At 48.7% G+C, this 3074-nt stretch carries 3 protein-coding genes; 1 reads left to right on the top strand and 2 read right to left on the bottom strand.

Translation table 11 applies throughout. The features are described from left to right. Window positions 1-203, top strand: a 203-nt coding sequence (locus GZ78_RS30155) for a hypothetical protein (RefSeq protein ID WP_236631460.1), incomplete at its 5' end; no start/stop codon positions are given. A gap of 28 nt (window positions 204-231) precedes the next feature. Here the strand turns inward: GZ78_RS30155 and GZ78_RS01200 are convergent. After that, complete coding sequence (locus GZ78_RS01200) at window positions 232-753, bottom strand: DUF4372 domain-containing protein (RefSeq protein WP_051785709.1); 522 nt, start codon at window positions 751-753, stop codon at window positions 232-234. Window positions 754-799: 46 nt separating this feature from the next. Then, a partial coding sequence (locus tag GZ78_RS01195) for a hypothetical protein (RefSeq protein WP_161787278.1) occupies window positions 800-3074 on the bottom strand: 2275 nt, incomplete at its 5' end.

The raw sequence follows: 3074 nt of genomic DNA, 5'->3' as shown, positions 1-3074 counted from the left end.
AACTTCTATTTTACTGTAAACCAACAGGGACAGGCACTTCCCAGTTATTCCGGATTTTTAACCGGACAGCAGTGTTGCTACATCCTTATCTGTCGATGAAGTTACTGAATATCGCTACTGTCCGGTTAAACATATCCAAGTTCCAGACTCCCCTGATTCTGGAGCAAGCCGACCCCACTTTTCTCCGGCGGATCACTGAATAACTCCATAAGAGAGTGACAGCAGCTCAGGTTAAGACTGATTCTCCTGGCTATTTGCTGTAACGACAGCTGACACCGTGTTGTGATCTGGACAAGGCGTGTAGATTATGCCGCCTTTGGTTTTCCTGAAATGAGTCCATTCAAACGGGTTTACATTCAAGTCGATGGTTGTGGAGTCAATCAGGCGTACCATGTCACTGTCCGCTCCCTGTGGCAGATGGCTTCTGACCTTTTGCAACAGAAAGAAAGAAGTCTCTGAGAAAATGCTGGCGGTCCGATGACTGTTGGCGTCCGACAGTGAAGAGCGCTTTATGCGAGAAACGCCCAAATGGTAATGGTGGCTGTGACAGGTGTTGAAGTTCTCAACTAAATCCCGAGTCGAGATCAAACGGGTCAGTTGAGCCAACATCATGGCGACCAGCTGAGTCCAGCATGACAGAGTTCTGATCCGATGATCTCCATTGTGACGGTCAAACACCTTCTGGAACTGGTGGCGGGAATGACTTTGAGTAACGGTTGGAAAACGCTGTTCTGATGCCCAGCTTACCTGCACAATAGCGTAGTTAGAAATATCAACAGGTATTATCTCTTATATTTTCTCAGTTACTCAGGTACTCAGTTACAAGGTACTCAGTTACAAGGTACTCAAACACTTCACCTGGCAAATCCAGAAGCAAAGGATCGCTCTGTGCATGAAGGTTTCGCTTCTCACCCAGTAACCGTTTCAACTCATTGAGTTGATTATGTGCTACGTCAACATGAACTCTGTTGAGGATGCCGACAATCTGCTCCATAGACATGTACTCTTTATACCCCGTCAGCAAGTCAATATCTGCGGACACCAGGTATTCCTTTCTGGATAAATGAGACCAGAGTCGTTTGAGTTGTTCTTTTTCATCCGGTAATTCAGTGGTTGCTTCTGGGGGGGGCGGTTCCACAGCCCTCACTAAGTGAGATGTACTGGCCTCAAGATATGCTCTCAGTGATTCAGGAACCTCTTCATGGGAAGCCTGCTCTACCCGTTTCAGTAATTGATCGAGAGCCGCCCTGGGCAATTTTTTTTTGTAATGGTCATAGGATCTCCACACCCCCGGTTTTATGGCAACGTTGTGAGCCAGCAACCCCAGCAGCGCGGGGATTGAAAGCGGCTGGAAGTGAGTGGCTTGTGCCATTTCCTTCTTTCTCTGATCACAGGTTTTTAAACGACGTTGGGCATGCAGAGGCGGCTCAGGGTTACAGTGCTGATGCCAGACGTTTTCGGGCAAGTAATACTGCTCCGGGAACTCCGTTACGACTAAAAAGGTGTGAAAATCCTTAATAGACCAGTTACGGATTTCAATGCCGGCATCCTGTATGTCCAGTTCCGGTCGTGGCAGAGTATGCATTTCGCCCCCGTATTGCTCAATCCTCAGCCGGTTCCCTTCATAGCGATAGAACATATTGCTGAGAACATCCATTGATGAGGTAACAAAGTGCAGTGCAAGTTCTTCTGCGGTCTGAACTGGAGGCACTGTTTCAATAAAGGTGCCTGAAACGCCAGACGCCCTGTATTGGAACATAAAATGATCAGGTATGTCCCGAGGCTCATTCAGGGGGAGTTGCGCCTCAAGTAATACGGTGAAAAGAAGCTGAATATCCTCCCTCGAAGGGGTTTGCTGCTGATATCGATAACAGGCTTCAAGCAGTGCTTTCAGCCACTGAGCCGAATGCTTGCCTGCCAGCATTTTCAGGACGTTCGGGTAAGGCAGTATTTTTATGACAGACTCTGCTACGGTTTCATCCAGAAAGTGCGCTCGGTCAGGCGGTGCAAGGCGCCAGATGACCTCCAGATAGATCTTTTGTGCATCGAGGCTTTCCAACACGCTCTCCAGCCTGTTTAGCTGCAGGTGGATGTCTTTCCACTGTTTCCTGTCTGGAGCCGCATTCAGTTCTTTGCAAAAAAACAGGTACGCATCTCTTTCCTTCTCTGGAAAGTCATTAATCGCTTTCAGTGTCAGTGGCAATGGCATACGCGAGGCACTGTATTTCAGCAATGAAGGCCTGTCAGGACCACTCAGTTTAAGGTAATGTCTAACGGTCGTCCCTCCATTCGCCGTTAAAAGTGTTAATAGTTTTTTCAGTTTCTGGAGCGCATTACCCTTCTCCAGCTCATTAAACTCCTTTACCGTCTCGAAGCTCAAAACCTGATCAGGCTTATGGGCCGACAAAAAAAGGGCTGCCTGTTTGATCTGGCTATGCATTGCGTCTTCATCATCGCTCTCCAGCCCGTCTGCAGAGGGGGGAAAGAATAAATTCGATAATTTATGCTCATTATTCTTCAGCGTTTTGATATCGGGCAGCCCTCCCGATACATGGAGTTTGCTCATAAGACTAAGCACTGAAGACGTCTCTTGATGTTCCTCGCAATCTAACCATCTCAGTACCTCTAACACCGCCTCTTTTTTGGGTAAGCCCCGACCATTATTCATGGAGGAGAAGGCACGCAGCCGTTCCGGACTGAACTGGCCATCCTTGTACCAGATCTTCTCGCCCTTGGAGTCCGTCCAGCCCAGTAACTCTAGAACGTCCTCTTTTTTGGGTAAGCCCCGGCCACTATTCATGGACGAGAAGAGGTGCAGCCGTTCCGGACTGAACTGGCCACCCACGTACCAGATATTCTCGCCTATGGAGTCCGTCCAGCCCAGTAACTCTAGAACTTCCTCTTTTTTGGGGAAGCCCCGGCCATTATTCATGGAGGAGAAGGCACTCAGCAGTGCCAGATTGAGCCGGCCATCCTTGTACCAGATCTTCTCGCCCTCGGAGTCCGTCCAGCTCAGTAACTCTAGAACTTCCTCTTTTTTTGGGAAGCCCCGGCCACTATTCATGGACGAGAAG

It is taken from the genome of Endozoicomonas numazuensis (assembly GCF_000722635.1).
Taxonomy (GTDB): domain Bacteria; phylum Pseudomonadota; class Gammaproteobacteria; order Pseudomonadales; family Endozoicomonadaceae; genus Endozoicomonas_A; species Endozoicomonas_A numazuensis.
Note: the sequence above shows the minus strand (reverse complement) of the source record. Positions and strands in the feature narration are given on the sequence as shown.